The following is a 21170-nucleotide window of genomic DNA, read 5'->3' as shown; positions in this document are numbered from 1 at the left end:
TAATTTGAGCAAAACTTCCGAATGACCCATGTAAGAACCGTCCCCATGCTTCTCTAAGATGAGTGGCTATTCGTTTTATGTCCTGCATCCTGACGTTTTTCCTTAATAGAAAGCACCCCAAGCAAGCCAATCATTGAAAAGATCACTGGAATGATGAAACCGTAGTAATATCCATCACTCATACTGCCTGAAGCCACCTGAAAATGATCCAATACATTGCCAAAAATACCTGGCAGCAATACAGCACTTAGAAATCCACCTGTATTTGCAAACCCGGAGACAATACCAGATTCAATTATTGGAAAAGATTGACGAACGACTGAAAAAGTTAAGGCACTTGCACCAAATCCGAAGCCAATTAAAAAGAAAAGCACAATGAGCATAACAAATGGTGGGTTCCCTTTAAATAAAAGGAAAGCTGACCAACTCAATAAAATAGTGATATGAACAACAACATAAGGGCATTTAATAGTTTCCAGCCGACTTGAGATCCAACTTGTTAGAGGAGCACCAATAAGAGCCCCAATCAGACCAATCATTATGAGTTGACTCGCATCTGAACGTGTCATGCCATACATATTCATCCCATAAGGCACTGCCCACGAACTGATAAATCCCACATATCCACCAACAACGCCAAAGTGACAAAAGAATAAAGCCCATGCCTGCCGATTCGAAAATATTCTTCGCAGTAAAACCAAGGTTTTTTCACGTGGTTGTTGTTTCTCATTTCTTACAGATACTGAATCATTAAGAAAGATTTGTTTTGGTTTTTTTATAAGTACAAAAAATAGGAGAATGCCAAGTATACATAATAGCAGTCCCGCCGAAAAAAATGCTGTCCTCCAACCAAGAAAGTTAATCCATGCGGAGAAAGGAACTGTCGCTAAAAGGAACCCAAGACTTCCTGTCATTCCCGCTAGGCCAATTAATCGAACAAATTCCTTTACTTTAAACCATTGGCTTAATATTAATACCATATTGACCCAGATGGTCGCATCCCCAATTCCCGTAAGTATTCTGGCAAAAAACAAGACAAATTCATGTGTACCAAGACTATAAATGATTGTGCCTAAACCTGTAAGTATCGCACCTATAATCAGAAAGATATTGGGCCCAAACCGATCAGCCAAAATCCCCATTGGAATTTGCAAACTAGTGTATACAAAAAATTGTATACTGGTCAGTAACCCAATCGTTGATGCTGTTACATGGAAATCCCTCATAACCTGGTCCGTAATCAATCCCGGGGCTGTTCGTTGGCTTGACATTAATAAGTAAGTAAACAATACAGAAGCCAATACAACCCATCTGAATCTGCTATTTTGTTTGTCCAATTGCCTCTACTCCTGTTAGCTTTTTTCTATATATATAGATTTCCTGCAACGGTAATGATAACTTACTGAACAACCAAGCTACTTCATGTTTGTTTTGTAATAATCCTCTCGTTTTCGAGTTCGACCAAACTATAACACTTCTAGATTGTAGCGAACAGTGCCAGGCACTGTTCGCTATAAAAATAGGAACAATAGCAGATGAAAAATGAAAATGAACGGAGCTTAAAGCACTTACTGTAGGATCAACTAGAAGAAAGGTTAATTGAAATTGATAAAGGGTATACCAAATCCCTCCAATAAAAAAATAAATCAACTCTGCACCGATTGCTATTTCTTCGATCTTTTCTTTTTTCTCTAAAATTAGAAGCAATCCATATAAAGCGAGTAAGAAAGTAAAAAGAAGCCACGCAAGAGACAAAGATCCTGAAATAGCGCTATTTCCCGTTTCCCAGGTTTTGTTGCTCATAAGGGAAGCTAAAGAAAGAAGTGCTGCAGGAAAATGCAGAACAGTAATGAAGGAATAAATCTTTTTTTGAAACTTTGTTTGATCCTTGTTGTTAATTAACAAAATAATTAGTGGCATAATCACAAACGACGCAAACATTAAAAATTTCTCTATCAGACTGAATTGGAAATAATCAAATGTAAAGATGACAAAACTAATGACCGCGCCAATAATAGCCGGAAAAAATGGATGTTTCATAGCAGTAGTTTCCTTTCAGTTTTATTAACTTGTGAAATTAGTATACTCTTAATAGTTATTGAAAGTCTAAAATATACTTACAGTTCTATTATAGCAACTTCGAACGTTATGAAAGAGCGGTAAAACAAACCTGAAAATTGTTGATGAGTCAACGCACAACTGAAGAGTATTAGTGAACAGTGCCTAGCACTGTTCGCCATGTTCATTTTTTTAGATATTGGAACTAGAGCGTAAGATTGGATTTAGGTGCCTGCCTATCTCAAAGCATGTTGAAATCTTCTCGACAAATTACAGGTAGTGACACAGGCATTAATATCAATATTAATATTTTATGTGAGATTCATATAGGCAAAGAAGACGAGAAACGCCAAGGAAGTGTTTTTCATAAATCAAATAGAATATTTTTGTTGGGGATAGCTACTTTTTCAACTAAAGGAGTGCGATTGCTCTCCCGCTTTTTTTAAGCGTTAGTTGTTGGGGCAGGCACTGTTTCAAGGCACCGTTTCACACTACAAAGTTTCTACTGGTATAATATCTGAAATGAGCGGAGATTTTATTGAAAAAAGACAATACAAGTCAGTAACCCCATTTTGTAGTTTGCAATTTTGAATGACAAAGCCTTCATACCCCTGACGAATAAGGCTGTTACGAAATTTTTCATTGGCTTCCTCCATATTTAAAAGGGTAGCCTCATCTTTCCAGGTAAAATTTCTTTTTCTTGCATGAAAATATTCACAATATTTGTCACGATCATTCATAAACAAATCATACGACTCCACGGTATTAGAATCATATATTTTAAGGTTTGGTTCATCTATAATTATTTTGTAAATAAAGCCAGTTCTCAGCTTATCAACTTGGATAACTTTAGGTTTTCCATCTTCCCAAAATTCCGTTTCTGACTTTTGAAAAACCGTCTCCGTTCCTATTGCATAACGTTTAGCAGAATGAATATCAGATGTAAGCCAAAATCCAATTGTACCAATAACGTTATTGACGTTTTGAACCTTTTCTTCACTAGTAAAATCTTCAATTTTATTCATAGTACCAAAATAAGCGATCATTTTCATACCTCCTATTTTTAGATTGCCCAATTTGGGGTTTATCATTTATGGATAAGTTTATTAAAAAATGTCAGAAACATTTGGCGGTCTCAACGCACAGGACTTACAACCACCAGTTTCATACGTACAGAAACAAGCAGCTTGGATTAACGGAGGCAGAAGATGAGTGAGCACTCAGATGTCGCCGAACAAGCTGTTATTGGAGCCATTCTCCTTGAGCCTAAACGGAAAAAAAATGGAGTCTACAGGTACGAAAAGAAAAAACATATGATTTTTAAAAAAGGGATAAACTGAAGAAAGAATGAAGAAAGGAGATGTGAAATATGACCAAAAAATATAATAAAGGCGGTAGCCGTAATCAAAATGCACCAGAATTACACGGCAAAGTCCCAGCAAGCGGTGATAACAATAAAGGGAATAAAAAGAGATAAAGATTGAAAGGCGAAAGCAACTAGGTTTAGCTTTTTGGATTGGAATCTAAATATAGATCTTTTATCTTTTTAGCATCAAGGGGGAGTGACTAATCACTCCCCAAAATGAAAATACCTGTTGTCAACTTTGGTAGAGGAATGAAGGAAATTAGAGCGCTGGAGCAGGCAATCTAAACCGCTATTGTTATCGATATCTACTTTTTATCTCCAAGAACTTAATAGATATATATAGTCATTTTTTTTTAAAATTCTCCTATCAAAAACCAACTCACCTTCATATTAAAAATATGAAGACATACATACGATAGAAGGATTTCATATGGCTAAATTCCGTATGATTCGAACAGGGTTCTGGAATTACCCGAAAGTGATGGAGGAGATGACACCGGAGGATAAGGTCTTTTTCATGTAACACTCACCAATCCGCAAGTGACTCAAATTGGGATCTACCGGATAGCGAACGGTGCCAGCACCGCTCGCCTTTGAAAACGTTAATCAGCTAGAATACAACGCACCCATATTGGAAATGTAGCAATCCTTAAGAGATTGCCGAGTAAGAAGTTGGATATTGAGAAGGAGATAGTGGAAGGGGGAGCGGTTTCGTAGGGGAGGGTGTGCCAGGTATGGTGCATCTTTTTTTAGTTGTTTAATTCACCTAGTTCCTAACGTGTGCTTTGTGGGGCAGGGGTTAATACTACAAACAGGCCAGATTGTGGAGTAACTCTTATATTACGTAGGACTGATACTACTCAGAAAAGATCTTCTTTTTTAGAGGGCTTTGCGAAAAAATGTACCTAAACTAACCTACCAAGAGTAGTTAAAAAAAGATAAAAAGGCCAAACAAATAACTTTGCTTAGACTTCTTACTACGAATGGTCTTTGGGGATTTGATCATCTTTAGCTAGTCATCTTATTAAGCCACTAACCCCTTTTATAGATACAAATCTATATCCATCATAACAGTAGATGGATATTAAACCATTAACAATAACAACAGTATTATTAAAGTGGTAGTTGCCCATACCAAATATTTATTTAATTTTCCGTCATGATAGTTACTTAACTTATAGCCTGTAGCTACAAATATTTTAGCCATTTTACGATAAATATCATAATATAGAAGTTTCTCATAGTTCTTCACTAAATATTTCTTTAATAAAATAAATACAGCAATTGACCAGAGAAAAGGTTGAATTCCACTTAACAAATGTTTTGTATCGAAATAATTAATATCTACATTCATATTAGTTAAACTTTCTAACAAAAAAGGATTAATACCAATCAATATCATCAAAACAGTTAACAATCCCAATCCTAACTGCATGCTGATGGCTGGTTTTTTATCTACGTTAATAGTACTGTTTTTGAAAAAGGCATAATAGATAAATTTTAAAAACATTAGAGAAGTCCCAAAACTCATTAGGTTAAAACCCCAGGTTAATAATGGTTCGTGTATAGCCTCTTTAATAATGGTTTTACTCATATATCCATTAAAAAAAGGAACTCCAGCTATCCCCATAAAAGCTACCAATGTTGCTATCGAAGTTACGGGAAGTTTACTGCGCATGATCCCTAAATTTTCAAAATTATCTTTCCCTGTTGTATAAATGACTACTCCCACTGCCATAAATAATACAGTTTTATACAATATGTGATTGACTAGGTGAAAAATAGCTCCAGCTATTCCATCTGCAGTACCAATACTAATACCAATAATCATAAAACCAACCTGGATTATGATGGAATAGCTCAAAAATTTACGAACTTGGTTTTGCCTTAAGGCCATTACAATTCCAAACAAAGCCGAAATAAGACCGGCATATGCCAAAATATTTATCCCGGACAGCAGGTTGCTCATTACATATACTCCCACTTTTGTCGTATAGATTGACAAAACGACTGCAACATAAAAAGGAGCTTTGCTGTAAGCCAATGGCATCCAAGTATGGACACCGACAAAGGCCAGCTTAATTGCTACCGCAATCATAAAAAGGGGGATTCCAGCTTCTATAGCATTCAAAGATAAATTACCTGTAGCCGAATACTGTAAAAATACCCCCCATAATAAACTTAAACCTCCTGCCACCTGCATTAGAAAATAATAATACCCCGTTTTTTTAGTTGAATCACTTGCCATTATAATAAGAAAAGATGAACTGATCGTCATTAACTCCCAGAAAACATACAGAGTAAACAGATCACCGGAAAAAACCACGGTGAGGGCACTACCAATAAACACAAACATTAACCTTAAATTAGTTCGAGAACATATAGTAATTGAATAAAGGACAGCAGCCAAGCCACTGACAGCAAAAATTAATCCAGTTAATTTACTGATACTATCTACTTTAAAAGGAGTGAGAGTATAATTGAGAAAATCCAGTTGTAAGCTATAACCAGGTATTAAATAAAAAGTAACAATAAGCGCTCCTGCAGTAATGAGGAAAGAAATGATGTATTTTATTTTATCACTCACGGGCAAAAGTAAAAGTATAGCACCTGCTATATATAAGAAACCTGGAGAAATCATCTTCAACCTCCTAGTACTATTCTTATGTATTCCCCATTATCCAGCAAAAATCTAGGAATTTTATTAATTAGACTTAAAGGTAATGAAGGTACTAAACCAAATACAATACATAAACTGCCCAGAAATATAGTCGGTAATCTTAAAGATAAATCTGGTTCTTCCATTAATAGTTTTTTTTCGGTTTTTGTATATAACTTAACAATTACTTTTAAATAATACGTTAAAGATAAAAACGTTCCCACCAGAATAAAAAAGGCAGCATAAACAAAACCAGCTTCTAGAGCTGCTTCAATAATAAGCCATTTACTCATAAATCCATTGAAGGGAGGCAGGCCCACTATTGCAAGAGAAGCAACGACAAAAATAAATGAAAGTATGGGGAATTTATAACCTAGCCCTTTAATATCTTCTATTTCAACAGCGCTTAAACTATAATAAAAAATTCCTACAACCAAAAATAAAGTCCCTTTCATTATTGCATGATTTAGAATATGAAAACTGCCACCAATTAATCCTCCTTCACTACCTACAAATAATCCGATAGTGATATACGCTATCTGGGCAATACTAGAATACGCAAGAAGCCGGACTAAATTTGATTGCTGATAGGCTAAAAAATGAGCAATAATAAAAGTAATGACTCCCCAGAAAACACCAATATTTAACATTCCACTTTCATCTAGAAAATCAATTCCAAACATAATATATAATAGTCTGATTAATGCATATACAGCAGATTTCATTACCAATCCCGAAGATAAAACATTATAAGGGATAGGGGAATCTTCATAAGCATCTGGTAGCCAAGCATGCAAAGGAATTAACCCTATCTTTATTCCATAGCCAAAAACAAAAAAGGCCATAAGTACACTTTTTATCGTAAAAGGGATGTCTTTAAATTCCAGTGAAATTTCTGCCATATTTAGAGTACCCGTTAAATAATAAGTTAAGATTGTAGCGAGTAAAATAAAAAAGCTCCCTAATGTAGACATGATCAAATACTTAAAAGTACCTTCTAATCCTTTTTTTGTTTTTTTCAGCGCCGTCAAAGCAATAGAACTTAGAGAACTCACTTCCAAAAATACATAAAGATTAAATAAATCAACAGTAAGAACCATTCCTGCAATACCGGCTATCATTAAATATGTAAAAATAAAATATTTGTGTTTATGAATGACTTTGATATATTTCAGGGAAAAAATAATAACTGGTAAAAATAATATAGCTATTATTAACAAAAACATGGTGGAAAAAGGATCTACCATTAAATTTATTCCCAAGAGCCCCCAATCACCAACACTGTAAACTTTAGGGTGATCACTATTATGAATAACTAAAATTAATAAATAAAGATATATGATTGCGCTACCGGTTACTAGAGGAAAAAAAATCTTTTTAAAATAAAACTTAAAAATTCCAAGAAAAAATGCGGTTAATAAAGGTAAAATGATAACCCAGACGGCCGCTTCCATTATTAACCTCCCGAAAATAAAAATTATCCTCTCAATTTTCTAATCTCATCAACGTTTAAAGTTCCATATCTTTTATAGATCTTAATCACCAACGCTAGCATTACAGCTGTAACACTTCCCCCAATAACAATTGACGTTAAGGCCAGTGCCTGAGGGATAGGATCAACTACTATTTCATATTCCCTATCTAAAATAGGAGCAGTTCCACCCGGTTTATAACTTACGAGTATTAATAATAAAATCAAAGAAGATTCTACAATAGCAACTCCAATAACAATTTTTATTAAATTTATTTGGGTAATGATCGTATACATTCCTAGACAGAACAAAATGATTACTAAAACAAAAGGTATTTCCACTATTATTTCTCCTTGATCAAACTATTAAAAATAATCGCCAGACCAGCTCCTACTTTTAAACCAATCATTAAATTTAAGTAAGGGATTAACCCAGCACTGATTAATTCCCCGGTATTTCCCGGACCCAAATTGGCTTGTCCGTTGGCCAGAAAATTGCTTCCAGTCAATACCCCTAGTAATCCCAGTAAGATAAAACCTATAGCTCCTATATCTTCTACTAATTTTTTTCGGGCTGGTTTTAATTTATATTCAGAGAATTCAACACCATAGGTTATTGTCAACAGAATGGGAATGATAGCTAGGACAACTCCTCCAACAAAACCTCCGCCAGGACTTAGATGACCAAACAATATTAAATACGCTCCTAAAACTGCTAAATAAGGGATAATCAATTTTATGGTTTGACTAACAATCATTGTAAATTTAGTGTCCTGCATTGTTGCTTTTGTTATGGGAACCAGAAAGGCTAAAAAAGCAGCAGCTGTTAAAATCACAGTTGCTTCACCTAAAGTATCTAAACCTCGGTAATCAAGTAAGACTGAGGCAACTAAATTTATCGCCCCGGTTTCTTGTACCCCTTCAGATATATAGTGTTCAGATACATATCTTTTACGATCGTTATCAAGATTATGTATTTCATAAAATATAAATAATAAGAAAATAGCCAACGATACAACAAGACCTATTTTATAGAGCTCTTTAATCATTTCGTTCAATACTCCGTTTTATTTATCGTAATGACAAAAAAAACAGTCGTTAAGCCAGCAGTCATTACCGCTTCAGCCAGAGCAACACCTGGAGCCTGGAGTATTACAAAAATAACTACTAGAATTGCACCGAATATGGGTAGAGTAATAACTGAGTTTGATATATCTTTAGTAAATACCATAAAAAATGCGGTAATTAGTAAAAATATCATTAACAGATTAAATAGTATATCTATCACGACTTTACCTCCAATCACTCTTCAATATCTTTTTTTGCAAGTGTTTTGGGTATAATATGATAATTATTAGTAAAACTGGCTATGACATGAATGGCTATCGGATTCGTGATTAATAAGAAAATCAGTATTACAAAAAGTTTTATAGAAACAACCCCAATTCCTTCGAGAACGATACATCCCATTAAAACTGAAATACCTCCGGCCATCAGGCATTTAGAGCCAGCATGTAACCTAGTATACAAATCAGGAAAACGAATCATTCCCACAGCAGTACTTAACAAAAAATAGATGCCTGTTAGTAAACATACATAAGCAAATATTTGTCTTAAAATAGTAATTAAATCAATCACTAACTTCTCCTTTCGCTGGTTTTCTAAAATATTTAGCCATAATTAAAACATTTATAAATAAGAAAACCCCATAAACTAAAGCTACATCAATAAAAATGTTTCTTTCAAAATAATAACTTAATAAAACTAAAACTAATAAAAACATTACACCTATCGAATTCATAGCAACTATTCTGTCAGGTACACTGGGACCTTTAATTAGCCTATAAAAAGTTAAAATAGCAGATAAGACAATTGCCAGTATTAAATAAAGCACGAATATCACACTCCAGATTGAATAAAAAACAAAACCAGATAAAAACTGAATTAATCAAATATTTTAGCTATCAAATTCTCATGTTTACTGATAAGTGCTTTCTTTACTTCTGCTTCATCGTCACTGTGAACATCTATCCAGTGAATCAAATAGTTTTTATTTAAAAGATCGAAATCCATCGCCAGGGTCCCCTGAGTTAATGTAATAAAATTGGCTAAAATTGCAGGACTGTTTATATTTTCAAGAGATGTTTTTATACTAACTACTCGGGGAGAAAAAGAAGGTTTAATTTCAAATGCATGTCTGGATACTCTGACTGCAGATAAAAATACATCATATATAAAAGCACTGATAACCAAAAATATGTAATATATTTTTAAAAAAAATTCTTTCGTCCCATATTTCTTTTGTACTAATCTGAATACATGATCTGCAAACATAAGCGATATAAAAGAACAAATTATAGTACCCAACAAAAATACCTGGATATTAACGCGGCCTGCAAAAACAAACCATAATGCCAAGGTTAGAAGAAATGTTAATAATTTTTTCTTCAAATTATGTACCTCACTTTTAATTTAGTAGTTCTTATTATTACCATAGGATGAGTTATTATTATTAAAATATTTAAGTCCAAAGAAGAAATCCAATGCGGTATTTTCGTCCCACTGTAGGCAAAGTATATTATGATATTGGTTTTTAGAAAAAAGAGGTTTATATAGCTCTAATCCAAAATGAGTAGGTGCTTAAATAATAAAAAAGAAAGAAAACAAAAAAGTGAGTGCTGCGCAGCAACGATACTATTCAATAGAATAGATAGGAGATTCAACAATCAGACACTATTTTTTGAAAAAACGCCAGAAAGTGATCTCAGAAAATGGAGGTTGCTTTTTTTGGAACACATATACGCTTTAGGTGCCTTTCGATAAGGAGCTTCTACCAAGTGGATGCACTTTACCAACAGGTGAGTATTTAGCATTTTTCGCATGTACATAATGCAGCTATTTTTTCTGTAAGGAAGAATTGAACTTTCAAACTGGTGAACTTAATTTGAAGTAACACATTAACAGTAGTTATTCATCAAGTTAATTGGTAAAATGGTAAAAATATGAAAAGATGCCTGACCCCAGTGCTTTAAAGCACTGGGGTCAGGCATCTTTTCTTCAGTTAAAGTACGAACTCTTTCTCTCTATCTACCTTTAGTCTAACTACTACAAACGGCCATAGAGTGAGGGGTTGAGAGTCGCTATTACCCGGTAGCAAAAACAGTTCAGGAAGCAAGAGAGACGTAACTTTGCTTCCCTCAAATGATGGTGTAATGAACAAGTGTCTTTTGTTTTACATGAAAGAAATGCTGTAATTAAATCTTACAGAACTACTGAAATATATTTTGGTGGGTGATATTCTTCTAAATAACAAAACTATTAATGGAACTGGTTCCACTATATGGAACGATAGTAAGGGAGGTGAAGGATATGAGTTCCGAAGAGAAAGATTTAGTTAAGTCTGTTGAGAGATCTTTAAATATCTTAGGGTGCTTTTCAATGGAACAACAAACATTAACTATTAAAGAAATAGCATCAAAACTTTCGTTACCTAAGAGCACGGTATTTAGATTATTAAATACTTTAAAGGCTAAAAATTTTATAGAACAAGACCCTGACTCGCAGCGATATCAACTCGGTTACAAGTTATATGATTTGGGGAACATTTATGCGGATAAATTGGACTTACGTAAACTTTCGTACCCAATTATGATGGAGCTTAATAAAAAAACAGCAGAGACTGTACATCTAAATATTTTAGATATGGGTCAACGGGTATGTATTGAAAAGATTGAAAGTACCCATCAAATTCGAAGTTCTATTAAGGTAGGAGCAAGAAGTTCTTTATGTTTTGGGGCGGCAGGAAAAGTCCTTTTAGCGTTTTTACCAGAAAATGAAATTAAACAAATTATTTTTAATGAACAATTGAGTGCAGAACAAGAGGAGATATTAAGAAAGGACTTACAGAAGATTCGTGATACAGGATTTATTGTCACGGTTGGCGATCGTGTCATAGATAAGACTTCTATATCAGCTCCCGTCTTTGACTCTATGGGTCGAGTTATTGCAGGTCTTTCATTATCAGGTCCGATTGAACGGCTAAACTCAAAGGTTGGTTGTTTAGTAGAGGAACTAACTGCTGCAGTGCAGTTACTCTCCTTAAAGCTGGGTGGTACTTATAATTTATCAAGTTTTACTTCATTAAAAGAAAATTCATGGGAAACACATTAAGGGGGTAGAGATTGGAGTAGAAAGTAGTTATGAATGAAAATAAGAAATCTTGGCAGCTACTATTAGTAACAAGTTTAGGTGTATTGCTAGTTATGCTTAATATGAGCACATTAAATGTTGCTCTACCGGAGTTAGCTACACATTTTCAATCAGGGCCAACAGAAACGAACTGGATATTGCTATCCTACATGCTATTTAATACTGTACTAATTTTAGTATTTGGAAAAATATCTGATTTATATGGTAGACGAAATTTGTACTTGGTAGGACTAGTTAGTTTTACAGTTGTAAGTTTATTATGCGGCTTTGCTCCTAATATTTGGTTTCTTATTATCCTTCGAATATTACAGGCTGCTAGTGGGGCCCTTATTATTACAAATACAACTCCTATGATCACCGATGCGTTTTCTAAACAAAATTTAGGAACTGCCTTAGGAGTGAATGTCCTTGTTTCTTCTGTTGCTCAGCTTCTAGGTCCTGTAATCGGAGGATACCTAACTTATGTACTTGATTGGAGATGGTTATTTTGGTTTAATGTTCCGATTGGGATTATAGGTATTATTTGGGCTCTATTTGTTATTCAACCTATCAAAGGTAAAGTTAAAGCTGAAAAATTTGATGTGCTAGGAAGTTTATTTATCTTATTTGGCTTAAGTGGATTAATTATTGCTTTTTCACAAGCTGGAACGACTGGTTGGAAACATATAGTTGTTATTACTGGGTTAGTAGTATTCCTTCTATCCTTTCTCTGTTTTCTATGGGTGGAAAGGAAAGCAGAGTCTCCAATTGTAGATTTTTCTATGTTTCAGAATTGGGAATTTTCAATGGCTAATTTAGCAACTTTTTTAAATTCATTAGCTAGATCATCTATCGTATTGTTAATTGCCTTATATTTTCAAGTGATTTATCAAGAAAATACGTTTAAAGCTGGATTATTTGTCCTTCCAATTACGGGAGGGGTTATTCTAGCATCAGCAATGATTGGTTTTTTAGGTAGAAGATTCAGTGTATTCGCACTTTCTACATCAGGTTTGCTTTGTTCGGCTGTAGGAATGGTTCTTCTTGTTTTTAACTCAGATGCCAATTCTTCGATTTATTTTTTGTTGATTGGTCAATTGTTAATTGGATTTGGTTCAGGAATGTTTATGACACCAAATACACAATCAATTATGCTAACGGTCGACCCAAAAAAGAGAGGTATGGCTAATGGTTTACGTTCGATGCTTCAAAATATGGGGATGGTAATAAGTACAGCATTATCACTCATGCTTGTTACATTTAATTTGCCCAATCACTTACAGAGTAAAATTTATGCAGGGGCGAATGCTCAAGTCACCAGTAGCGAACTAACTCTTATTTCAAAAGGCTTTCAACTAGCCTTTGCAGTCATGTTGAGTATTACAATATTGGCAATCATTTCTTCTTATCTACGTAAGGGTAGACAAAAGGAAGATATTGAAACAGAAGTTGAGGGGAAATCAAACGTAAAACAAAAAGCATTATAAAAGATAAACCATAAATGGAGGATGAAAATGAACATTGAAGAGATATGGAAAGATGTACTGTTGGAAGATGATGAACATGTTATTGGTAAAGGAGGATTCGGTAAACCGAGAGGATTAGGATCACGGCCAGCATTGCTAGTTATTGATGCCCAACCCAATTATGTAGGAGATAATAAGCCTATCCTGGACCAAATCGAGGAATTTCCTACTGGTGTTGGTGAAAAGGCTTGGATGGCACTTGACAAAACATTACCTGTCATCGAATTTTTTCGAGAAAAGGAATTACCTGTTATTTTCACACGTCAGATTGTAAAATATACTCAATTTGATAACTTCGCTGGGAAAAAAGAGTTGCAGGATCGCTCTATTTATGAGGCTGGACATTCGTATACAGAGCTAGTATCAGCGATAGAAAACCATCCTAATGATATTGTCATTGATAAATCTTATGCGAGTGCTTTTGTTGGGACCCCGCTTGTGAACTACTTAATTAAATTACAGGTGGACACTCTCATCTTCTGCGGAGGGGTTACATCTGGTTGTGTAAGAAGTGCCGTTGTTGATGCAGCATCACTTAATTACAAAGTTGGTATATTACATGAATGTGTTTTTGATAGAATGGAAATTTCTCATAGAGTCAGTTTGTTAGATATGTGGATGAAGTATGCTGATTTATTATCTGTAGATCAAGTGTTTGATTATATAAATAATGGAGGGGATCAATAATGGATACGATCATAAGAGGTGGAAATGTTGTTATACCTTATGCCGGAGTGAAGGAAGTTGATATTGGAATCAAAGATGAAAAAATCGTTGCCCTAGGAAAAGATCTAGAATTCGAAGGAGCAAATGTAATTGATGCTACAGGGAAACATATCTTTCCTGGAGCAATAGATGGACATAGCCATTATGGATTATATAGAGAGTTAGCTCAAGACTACCATGTTACTTCAAGATCTTCTGCAATAGGTGGTGTTACAACAGTTATTAATTTTATCAGAAGTGGAAGGTCTTATTTAGAGCAACAACCAGAAGAGTTAGCTATAGCAGAAAAGGAAAGTGTGATTGACTTTTGTTTTCACTTAGGGGTTGTACTAGATAAGCATGTAAAAGAATTGAGAGATTACGTTGAAAAACTAGGAACGACCTCCTTTAAATTATTCTTGGGATACAAAGGGATGGAAAAAGAGAGATATGGAACAGATCGGACGATAGATGATGAATTAATGCTAGATATTTTTCAAGAAATGAACGATATTTCTCCTGACCTAATTTTAGCTATTCATTGCGAAAATGTAGAGATGGGGAAACATTATTATAAGAAGTACCAACATATTGAAGATCGAAACGAACTAGTTTTTTGGGATAAATATAATCCCGATATTGTTGAAACGGAGAATGTTGTTAGAGTCTCTTATTTGGCGAAGCAGTTTAACAGTAAGATTAGCATAGTCCATTGCAGTGCCGGCACAAGTGTAAACACGCTAAAAGGAATGCCTTGGTTTGATCCGAACTTAGTTCATGTTGAAACGTGTCCGCATTACTTGACAGAAACTGTAGATAACGTAAAAGGTTTAGGAGCAATCGTAAAGCCACCTATTCGTTATAAGCATGATAATGATCAGTTATGGGAAGGGATTAAAGAGGGAATTGTTACATTTATTGGAACAGATCATGTTTCTGTTTCTTGGGACGAAAAATTTAAAAAAGGTAATCATATTGATAAAATCCAATTAGGTTTTGGCGGGGCAGAGTTTATGTTTCCTTTAGTATTAAGCGAGGGGCATTTCAATAGAGGTCTTCCTTTAGAAAGAATTGCAGAAATTACATCCGCAAATACAGCCAAAACATATGGGCTTTACCCTAATAAGGGAACGATTGATATAGGCTCAGATGCAGATTTAGTCATTGTAGATTTAGATAAAATGGTGACAATTGAACCGGATACGATTCCAATTAACTCTGACTACTCTATTTATGAAGGCCGTGAAGTAAGGGGGTGGCCTGTGATGACAATCAGAAGAGGAGAAGTTATCGCTGCTGATGGGAAAGCAATTGAACCAAAAGGAAAAGGAAAGTATCTAAGAAGAGAAGCGACCTCTGCTAAGCAACAGAAAGTCGTAGAGGAAACGACTGTTTTATCTTAAAATTACGAAAATAGAAAAAGAAAAATAACAATGGATAGGAATTCATTAAAAAGGAGAGATTTATAATGAAAAAATTCAAAAAATTAAAAATTATTTTATTTCTGTCTGTAATCGTTATGTTAAGTGCGTGTGGAGCGGAAGATTCAAGTTCAGAAAAAACAAATACAGAAGGTAATGACAGTAATACAGAAACAGAAGAGTTAATTCCATTTAAAATTGGTGTTAACAAAATTGGTGCTTTAACCAATGTATGGGCAGCTGAGCAAACAGGGATCTTTGAAGAACATGGACTTGATGTTGAATTGATTGAATTTAAGTCGGGATCAGAGGCAATCAGTGCACAACGTTCAGGAGAAGTGGATGTGGTTAATTCATTTCCTGGTGCTGCCATGGTAGCAAATGAGCAAGGTTTTGATTTAGTAGCAGTAGCTCAAAATGAAACGGCAAAGTCAGAAGGACCTGATTCAGGGGCCATCATTGTACGCGAAGATTCTGACATTCAAAGTTTGAGTGACCTATCTGGGAAAAAATTAGCAGTTTATAATTTACGAAATCAGTTGGTTATTGCATTAAATAATCTTATAGAAGAGGCAGGGGTGTCTGCTGATGATGTAGAGCTTGTTGAAGTTCCTTTTTCAAGCATGAATGACGCGTTAAATAATAACCAAGTTGATGCTGTATCCACTGTAGATCCTTATACCACGCAAATAATTAGTACTGGTGAAGGAAGAGTGATTTCTTGGAACTATGTTGAAAGTATTCCTGAACAACCTCTTGGTGCATGGTTTGCGAGAGCAGATTACGTTAATGACAATGAAGAAGCCATCTCTAGATTTAATGCAGCCATTTCAGCATCAATGGAATATATGCTAGAAGATGAGGAACGTGCTAGAGAGCATATTGTTAAATTTACTGGGATTGATGCTGGATTAGTAAGTGAGATGCCGATGATCGGTTGGAGTAATAATATTAATGTAGACGTATGGCAAGAGATCGTTGATATGTTTGTTGAGGCAGGCGAGTTAGAGGAACATGTTGATGTGGAAGACTATTTAGCTGATGCCGTAAAAAGCAATTAACTCTCTAGGGAGAAAGGGTGGATAAGGAATGTCTTTACAAAATTCTCTTGTCGTATATCCGAAAGTTGAAGAAGCAGATGAAAAGATGATTATAGAATTAGAGAATATTAATAAGCAATTTAACGTCAATAAAAATAGTATCACTGTCTTTAATGAGTTTTCATACAAAATTAAACAAGGAAGTTTCTTATCAATTGTTGGCCCTTCTGGGTGTGGTAAATCAACATTGTTGAAAATGATTTCCGGATTGGAACAGCCAACAGATGGAAAAGTGATGTTTAATGGCAATACAATATCAGGACCGCCTAAAGGAATGATCTATGTATTTCAACAATATTCAAAGTCTATTTTTCCGTGGTCTACGGTACTTGAAAACATAGAATTTGGGTTAAGAAGCCATAAAAAGGTTAAGAGCAAGCAAGAAGCAAAAGAGAAGTGTATGGAATTTATTCGGTTAGTTGGCTTGGAAGGATATGAGCATCATTATCCTTCCCAGCTTTCCGGGGGGATGCAACAGCGGGTTGTTATAGCGAGAGCTTTAATCTGTGAGCCGGAAGTATTACTGATGGACGAACCATTTAGTGCTGTGGATGCTATGACTCGCGCAATTTTACAAGAGCTATTATTAAAAATTTGGGAGTCTATTCCTATTACCATTCTATTTGTTACGCATGATGTAGACGAAGCGGTCTTTCTATCTAGTCAAATTATCTCCCTTGGAAGAGGAGGAGAGGGGGTTAAAGAAGATATAGAAATTACGTTGCCATATCCTCGTGATCAAATTGACACACGTAAAAATAGCAAATTTACAACCATTCAGAGTAAGTTATTCTCAAGTATTTTTGAGCAGGAAAAACAAGGATAGTAAACTCGTTAAAAATAATGGTTAGAAGAAAAGGGGGAGGAAAATTTGAAAAAGAGTTGGTCAGGTTTTTTGTTAATTATTGTACTGTTAATCCTGTGGGAGCTATCTTCATTCAACGGCTGGGTGGATTCAGTTAGTGTCCCTCAAGTGAGTCAAATTTTAATAGCGTGGGGAAATTTGATTTCGACTGGTGAGTTATTCAGCCAACTTCTACCAAGTTTAGCACGGGTGTTTACAGGATTTATATTAGCAGCGGCGGTAGCGATTCCACTAGGGATTATTATGGGAATGTTTCCTCCTGTATATCGATTGCTAGAACCGATTACTGAATTTATACGTCCTATTCCAGCTTCTGCATACATTCCCATTGCTATTCTATTTTTGGGAATAGGAGATGAAATGAAAGTATTTGTTATCTTTCTCTCTTGCTTCTTCCCAATACTGTTAAATACTTACAGTGGAGTACGTGGGGTTGATCAAGTTTTAATTGATACTGGAAGAACGTTTGGCATTCCGAAAGTTCAGTCTCTTTATAAGATCATTTTACCAGCTTCCTTACCTACTGTTCTTACTGGTTTAAGAATCTCTATAGGTATTGCGATTATGGTAGCTGTTGTAGCAGAGATGATTTCCGGAAATAATGGCATTGGATACTATATTCTTGATATGCAACGTATCTTCCGTGTAGCAGAAATGTTCGCAGGAATCTTTACTTTAGGTGTCCTAGGGTATGCTATCAACTATCTATTTTTGTTATTGGAGAAATATTTATTAAGATGGAGGAGTAATGAGGTGTAGTTAGCCAGTTAGGAAGGGGCGCAATCTACTGTCATTACCCGAAGTTTGTAGAAATTGTATACGAAATGAGAGTGAAAACTCTCCTCAGATTGTTGAGAAAATCTCGATACATTTTAGTTGTATTTTAGATACAAGATATTGTAGATATATCACTTAAGCAACACCTTATTTTGTGTAAAAAGAGAAATGAAATTAGAAAAACCCCTTTTCTTAAAATTTAGTTTTGAAAACTAGGGGTTCTCTAATGCTTTATTTTTCTTTCTAAAATCCAAGAAATTATTCATAAATTGAAAATTGCCAGCCACCTCACCTTTTGGTGAGGTGGCTGGCAATTTTGTTCTGTGCTAGAGCTGTCATCAGCACTTGTTTGTTAGCGTCCTTCAGCTGCGTAACCGGCAGTAGCGAAGCCCTTGAGTTGGTTTGAGGAGGAAAGCTTTGTTCTATTGTTACTTTTCTTTTTTTTATAAATCTCCTTGTCTTCCCAAACGCTCCCTCTGACGATCTAAATGTGATAGATAGGGAGAGAATCATGAACATTACCAGGTGTGAGGTGGGCATCAGTTTCGTAAAAAATGATCATCTGAACAAGTTGATCAATTGAAATCATCTCTAAAGTCTATTTGTTTTTCACGAATAGGTCTTAACATTTGGTTCACCTTACGATTTAGCGACCTGTGCCAGGCACTGGTCGCTAAATCAAATAGACTGTGAGATTGTTGGGTGGGCAGCAGGATTCGAACCTACGCATGACGGAGTCAAAGTCCGTTGCCTAATGTTTGACGACTTAGACGTAATCTCCCTACGCTCCACTACCTGTTGACGAGGATTACGAATTTAAAGTCTTTGGGTCGCTTAAAGAAATGCATGAAGCTATTAAAAAGAAGAATGAACGCCATGGTTTGAGTCGTGTCATATCGACGTTCGATTATCTACATAAAAAAGATGGAGGTATTTACTATATCAAGGAAGATAACGGGGATTATCAAATTCCATGGAACATAACTAATAGTAAATAAACTTGGGCCAAGCATTAACTGTATACGAAGCTGGTTCAATTTATACGATACAGGGATTTGATTTAAATTATGTAGGTGTCATTCTAGGTCCGTCAATACTTTTGATGAGCAAAGTGATCAATTAGTTGTTGAATTAGATCAATATAAAGATTTAGGAGTTTTTACAGGCACAGAGGGTATTAAGATTGTTAAAGCAGCAAAAGAACGAATCATTTTAAATTCAGTCAATGTGTTAATGAAGCGTGCATAAAAGGACTATATCTATATGCTAGTGATGAAGCATTACGAAATCGACTTTTAGAATAGCGAGAAGGTATTAGGTGAAGATATGGAAAATTTTGTGCTAGCAGAGAAAAACTTTACTGTAATGTTACAGGCACTGTGGTGCAGTATGGTAAGAGGCGGAGAACCTTGAACCAAATAAGTACCGGGATACGATGAAAGAGTCGATTGAAAGCTAGTTAAAGCTATACAACAAATAACCAAAAGAACAGTAAAAAAATTTTCTTGAACATTCGTTCGCTGACAGACTTGTGTCAAACTAATATAATACAATAAAGATACAACAGAAGGAGGGAGTTATTTTCAATGAAGGAACTCGTACTAGAAGTAGATGACAAGAAGCTATCATTTAAATATGTTCCTCTTTTGTTTAAAACAGAAGAGGAAACGAACCTATTTGCGAAAAAGAACAACAAAACAGTAAGAGAGACGATTGCACATCGCCGCTATCAATCATTGAAGGATCAGTGCGAACAGCTATATTCTAGTTACTTAGATGTTCCACTAGGAGAGTTTCTTAACATGTTAAAGCAAAAACGGGACTTATTCTATCAATCGTTTCTAAATCCGTATGGAGACTTAACGTATAGTCAATTTTTCATTCAAGATCCAGAAATTATCCATGATAGCGGAATCTATGCCTATACCGTTGAAGGTGAGCTGGTTTACATTGGACGTTGCCTAGATGCCTACAAGAAAAGAGTAAACAGTGGCTATGGTAGAATTGCTCCGAAAAATTGCTATAAAGATGGCCAATCAACAAACTGTCACTTAAATGCACTTATCACAGAGGCTAAGCACACACAGAAGATAGGATTTTACACACTGTCGTTGGAGAATATAGATGAAATAAAAGAGCTGGAGGTACAGATGATAGGTGAATATAGTCCGTGTTGGAATAAGCAGTTGAAGGTATAAATGTTAGCTTTTAACAGTTTCATTAGACGGATAACTATATAACCTCTGTAGTCAGGTATCGCTGCACCGTGATCGGTAGTACTCTAACTTATTATATACACAATTGGGGGAAATGAAAGATGAAATCTTTAAAACGAATGCTCTATGAATTAACGATGGATAAAGAATTTGTTGCACTAAAATTTTTGATTGATCGTCCAAATGTTTTCCATGTTGTTGGAGCAACTCATTTAGAAACGTGGCATTCAAGGTTCATGTCGTGGCTTTTGGATCCTACAGAAAGACATATGCTTGGGTACTATCCTTTTCAGAGGTTCTTAATGGCTGTGGCCGATTCCGCTGATGAAAATATTGATAACATTACAGATATTGCGATGCTAAATGTAGATCAATTCGAAATCCGGAGGTAGTAGCCGAAAAAGATATTAATAAACTGGATATAAACGAATTAGAATCAAGTGATGAGAGAGAACAGAATGATCAAAAAGGAAGACTGGATGTATTTTTTAAAGTGAATATCGTGGATGAACATCAACCTAGTGGGGAGAAAAAGCTAATCCTTGCTATCGAGCAAAAGGTATATGCAAGAGTTGATGTGAATCAATGCAATAAATACTTGAGGAAGTTTGAGGAGACATTCCAAGATGAAACCTTCCTTCTGGTAGGGTTAGTGCCCAAAAGCCAAATGAAAGACTCAAATGAATCTACCTTTGGGAGTTCAAAATGGATTGGAATTGACTATCAGCAATTAGTAGATATTGTTTTAATGCCTTGCCTGGAAAACCCCGACCTGAATACTCACGCTAAACCGATCATTAGTATTTAGATGCGTTACG

24 protein-coding genes and 1 pseudogene are annotated in these 21170 nt (G+C 35.2%); 14 read left to right on the top strand and 11 right to left on the bottom strand.

Annotated features, from left to right (window positions below):
- Positions 1-53 precede the first annotated feature (53 nt).
- The gene (locus LDX58_RS18580; protein WP_227938308.1) at positions 54-1337 is read right to left on the bottom strand and encodes an MFS transporter; all 1284 of its coding nucleotides are present in this window, start codon (positions 1335-1337) and stop codon (positions 54-56) included.
- Entirely contained in the window at positions 1321-2040 is a 720-nt protein-coding gene (locus LDX58_RS18575; protein WP_227938307.1) for a YndJ family transporter, read from the bottom strand. Before LDX58_RS18575 ends, LDX58_RS18580 begins: the two co-directional genes overlap by 17 nt.
- Before the next feature lie 236 nt (positions 2041-2276).
- Here LDX58_RS18575 and LDX58_RS18570 point away from each other — a divergent pair, with 236 nt between their 5' ends.
- On the top strand, positions 2277-2504 hold the full coding sequence (locus LDX58_RS18570; RefSeq protein WP_227938306.1) for a hypothetical protein: 228 nt from the start codon (positions 2277-2279) through the stop codon (positions 2502-2504).
- A gap of 45 nt (positions 2505-2549) precedes the next feature.
- Here LDX58_RS18570 and LDX58_RS18565 read toward each other — a convergent pair whose 3' ends face one another.
- On the bottom strand, positions 2550-3104 hold the full coding sequence (locus LDX58_RS18565; protein ID WP_227938305.1) for a hypothetical protein: 555 nt from the start codon (positions 3102-3104) through the stop codon (positions 2550-2552).
- Between the two features lie 162 nt (positions 3105-3266).
- On the opposite strand from LDX58_RS18565, the gene LDX58_RS26105 reads away from it, so the two are divergent.
- Positions 3267-3398: a hypothetical protein gene (locus LDX58_RS26105; RefSeq protein ID WP_265416755.1), complete on the top strand. Its 132-nt coding sequence runs from the start codon at positions 3267-3269 to the stop codon at positions 3396-3398.
- Between the two features lie 1110 nt (positions 3399-4508).
- Here the strand turns inward: LDX58_RS26105 and LDX58_RS18560 are convergent.
- The 8 genes from LDX58_RS18560 to LDX58_RS18525 are packed head-to-tail and all read right to left on the bottom strand — an operon-like array spanning position 4509 to position 10005.
- The gene (locus LDX58_RS18560) at positions 4509-6065 is read right to left on the bottom strand and encodes a proton-conducting transporter transmembrane domain-containing protein (protein ID WP_227938304.1); all 1557 of its coding nucleotides are present in this window, start codon (positions 6063-6065) and stop codon (positions 4509-4511) included.
- 2 nt (positions 6066-6067) lie between these two features.
- A complete protein-coding gene (locus LDX58_RS18555; RefSeq protein ID WP_227938303.1) occupies positions 6068-7537 on the bottom strand; it encodes a complex I subunit 5 family protein in 1470 nt (489 codons plus the stop codon).
- A 23-nt stretch (positions 7538-7560) separates the two neighbouring features.
- Positions 7561-7896 carry a sodium:proton antiporter gene (locus LDX58_RS18550; RefSeq protein ID WP_227938302.1) on the bottom strand — a complete coding sequence of 112 codons (336 nt, stop codon included), beginning with the start codon at positions 7894-7896 and terminating at the stop codon, positions 7561-7563.
- A gap of 2 nt (positions 7897-7898) precedes the next feature.
- Complete coding sequence (gene mbhE, locus LDX58_RS18545) at positions 7899-8603, bottom strand: hydrogen gas-evolving membrane-bound hydrogenase subunit E (protein WP_227938301.1); 705 nt, start codon at positions 8601-8603, stop codon at positions 7899-7901.
- A 5-nt stretch (positions 8604-8608) separates the two neighbouring features.
- A complete protein-coding gene (locus LDX58_RS18540) occupies positions 8609-8842 on the bottom strand; it encodes a Na(+)/H(+) antiporter subunit B (RefSeq protein ID WP_227938300.1) in 234 nt (77 codons plus the stop codon).
- A 14-nt stretch (positions 8843-8856) separates the two neighbouring features.
- On the bottom strand, positions 8857-9192 hold the full coding sequence (mnhG, locus tag LDX58_RS18535) for a monovalent cation/H(+) antiporter subunit G (protein ID WP_227938299.1): 336 nt from the start codon (positions 9190-9192) through the stop codon (positions 8857-8859).
- A complete protein-coding gene (locus LDX58_RS18530) occupies positions 9185-9448 on the bottom strand; it encodes an MrpF/PhaF family protein (protein ID WP_227938298.1) in 264 nt (87 codons plus the stop codon). The genes mnhG and LDX58_RS18530 overlap by 8 nt, the downstream gene beginning before the upstream one ends.
- 50 nt (positions 9449-9498) lie before the next feature.
- Positions 9499-10005, bottom strand: a complete 507-nt coding sequence (locus LDX58_RS18525) for a Na+/H+ antiporter subunit E (protein ID WP_227938297.1) — start codon at positions 10003-10005, stop codon at positions 9499-9501.
- A gap of 918 nt (positions 10006-10923) precedes the next feature.
- On the opposite strand from LDX58_RS18525, the gene LDX58_RS18520 reads away from it, so the two are divergent.
- The 12 genes and pseudogenes from LDX58_RS18520 (at position 10924) to LDX58_RS26090 (ending at position 21160) form a co-directional block, all read left to right on the top strand.
- Positions 10924-11724 (top strand): IclR family transcriptional regulator, encoded by an 801-nt coding sequence (locus LDX58_RS18520; protein WP_227938296.1) that lies wholly within the window; start codon positions 10924-10926, stop codon positions 11722-11724.
- A 29-nt stretch (positions 11725-11753) separates the two neighbouring features.
- Positions 11754-13229 (top strand): MFS transporter, encoded by a 1476-nt coding sequence (locus tag LDX58_RS18515; RefSeq protein WP_227938295.1) that lies wholly within the window; start codon positions 11754-11756, stop codon positions 13227-13229.
- A 27-nt stretch (positions 13230-13256) separates the two neighbouring features.
- Positions 13257-13955: a cysteine hydrolase family protein gene (locus LDX58_RS18510; protein WP_227938294.1), complete on the top strand. Its 699-nt coding sequence runs from the start codon at positions 13257-13259 to the stop codon at positions 13953-13955.
- Positions 13955-15376: a dihydroorotase gene (locus LDX58_RS18505; protein ID WP_227938293.1), complete on the top strand. Its 1422-nt coding sequence runs from the start codon at positions 13955-13957 to the stop codon at positions 15374-15376. The genes LDX58_RS18510 and LDX58_RS18505 overlap by 1 nt, the downstream gene beginning before the upstream one ends.
- Before the next feature lie 65 nt (positions 15377-15441).
- Entirely contained in the window at positions 15442-16455 is a 1014-nt protein-coding gene (locus tag LDX58_RS18500; RefSeq protein ID WP_227938292.1) for an ABC transporter substrate-binding protein, read from the top strand.
- A 28-nt stretch (positions 16456-16483) separates the two neighbouring features.
- Positions 16484-17320 (top strand): ABC transporter ATP-binding protein, encoded by an 837-nt coding sequence (locus tag LDX58_RS18495; protein ID WP_227938291.1) that lies wholly within the window; start codon positions 16484-16486, stop codon positions 17318-17320.
- Between the two features lie 45 nt (positions 17321-17365).
- On the top strand, positions 17366-18118 hold the full coding sequence (locus LDX58_RS18490) for an ABC transporter permease (RefSeq protein ID WP_227938290.1): 753 nt from the start codon (positions 17366-17368) through the stop codon (positions 18116-18118).
- Between the two features lie 830 nt (positions 18119-18948).
- A pseudogene (locus LDX58_RS26100) lies at positions 18949-19134 on the top strand (DNA/RNA helicase domain-containing protein); the annotation flags it as partial.
- 2 nt (positions 19135-19136) lie between these two features.
- Positions 19137-19259, top strand: a complete 123-nt coding sequence (locus tag LDX58_RS26830) for a DNA/RNA helicase domain-containing protein (protein ID WP_372459244.1) — start codon at positions 19137-19139, stop codon at positions 19257-19259.
- A gap of 463 nt (positions 19260-19722) precedes the next feature.
- On the top strand, positions 19723-20334 hold the full coding sequence (locus LDX58_RS18480) for a GIY-YIG nuclease family protein (RefSeq protein WP_227938289.1): 612 nt from the start codon (positions 19723-19725) through the stop codon (positions 20332-20334).
- A gap of 119 nt (positions 20335-20453) precedes the next feature.
- Entirely contained in the window at positions 20454-20744 is a 291-nt protein-coding gene (locus tag LDX58_RS26095) for a PD-(D/E)XK nuclease family protein (RefSeq protein ID WP_265416754.1), read from the top strand.
- Positions 20726-21160, top strand: a complete 435-nt coding sequence (locus LDX58_RS26090; protein WP_308017577.1) for a PD-(D/E)XK nuclease family protein — start codon at positions 20726-20728, stop codon at positions 21158-21160. The genes LDX58_RS26095 and LDX58_RS26090 overlap by 19 nt, the downstream gene beginning before the upstream one ends.
- Positions 21161-21170: the final 10 nt, after the last annotated feature.

Origin of the sequence: Alkalihalobacillus deserti (assembly GCF_020734105.1) — a bacterium.
Classification (GTDB): Bacteria; Bacillota; Bacilli; order Bacillales; family Bacillaceae_D; genus Halalkalibacter; species Halalkalibacter deserti.
This window is presented reverse-complemented; position numbering and strand designations above follow the sequence as displayed.

Bases quoted from the DNA above. Each gene is read 5' to 3' on its own strand.
- mbhE (WP_227938301.1), bottom strand. From the start codon at position 8,603: ATGATTAAAGAGCTCTATAAAATAGGTCTTGTTGTATCGTTGGCTATT.
- LDX58_RS18495 (WP_227938291.1), top strand. From the start codon at position 16,484: ATGTCTTTACAAAATTCTCTTGTCGTATATCCGAAAGTTGAAGAAGCA.
- LDX58_RS18555 (WP_227938303.1), bottom strand. From the start codon at position 7,537: ATGGAAGCGGCCGTCTGGGTTATCATTTTACCTTTATTAACCGCATTT.
- LDX58_RS18505 (WP_227938293.1), top strand. From the start codon at position 13,955: ATGGATACGATCATAAGAGGTGGAAATGTTGTTATACCTTATGCCGGA.
- LDX58_RS18515 (WP_227938295.1), top strand. From the start codon at position 11,754: ATGAATGAAAATAAGAAATCTTGGCAGCTACTATTAGTAACAAGTTTA.
- LDX58_RS26105 (WP_265416755.1), top strand. From the start codon at position 3,267: ATGAGTGAGCACTCAGATGTCGCCGAACAAGCTGTTATTGGAGCCATT.
- LDX58_RS18565 (WP_227938305.1), bottom strand. From the start codon at position 3,104: ATGATCGCTTATTTTGGTACTATGAATAAAATTGAAGATTTTACTAGT.
- LDX58_RS18520 (WP_227938296.1), top strand. From the start codon at position 10,924: ATGAGTTCCGAAGAGAAAGATTTAGTTAAGTCTGTTGAGAGATCTTTA.
- LDX58_RS26095 (WP_265416754.1), top strand. From the start codon at position 20,454: ATGAAATCTTTAAAACGAATGCTCTATGAATTAACGATGGATAAAGAA.
- LDX58_RS18560 (WP_227938304.1), bottom strand. From the start codon at position 6,065: ATGATTTCTCCAGGTTTCTTATATATAGCAGGTGCTATACTTTTACTT.
- LDX58_RS18510 (WP_227938294.1), top strand. From the start codon at position 13,257: ATGAACATTGAAGAGATATGGAAAGATGTACTGTTGGAAGATGATGAA.
- LDX58_RS18480 (WP_227938289.1), top strand. From the start codon at position 19,723: ATGAAGGAACTCGTACTAGAAGTAGATGACAAGAAGCTATCATTTAAA.
- LDX58_RS18575 (WP_227938307.1), bottom strand. From the start codon at position 2,040: ATGAAACATCCATTTTTTCCGGCTATTATTGGCGCGGTCATTAGTTTT.
- LDX58_RS18500 (WP_227938292.1), top strand. From the start codon at position 15,442: ATGAAAAAATTCAAAAAATTAAAAATTATTTTATTTCTGTCTGTAATC.